This window comes from Mesorhizobium sp. GbtcB19 (assembly GCF_019091085.1).
Lineage (GTDB): Bacteria > Pseudomonadota > Alphaproteobacteria > Rhizobiales > Rhizobiaceae > Mesorhizobium.
Genome location: NZ_JAGXJY010000426.1, coordinates 1 through 243, shown reverse-complemented (window position 1 = coordinate 243; position 243 = coordinate 1). Strand labels below are relative to the sequence as shown.

General features: G+C 67.9%; 1 protein-coding gene. It reads left to right on the top strand.

Going from position 1 to position 243, the window contains the following annotated elements:
* Positions 1 to 243: UxaA family hydrolase (locus KVT37_RS32650; protein WP_217579070.1), on the top strand; the 243-nt coding region annotated here is incomplete at both ends.

Genomic DNA, 243 nt, shown 5'->3' with positions numbered 1-243 from the left:
TGCCACCGCCGACGAGGCCAACCGCACCTTGCTGACGAAGTACCCCGGCATCGACGGCTTCGTGCCGATCGTGCACGACCAGGGCAGCGGCATGAGCGCCACCGGCGACGGCATGATGGTTCACCACCGCACGCTCGCCGGCTATGCGCGGCACCCGAATTTCGGCGGCATGCTGATGGTCGGGCTGGGCGGCGAAGTCAATCAGCTCACCCTCTACGGCCAGAAGGGCGTCGCCGCGGGAAA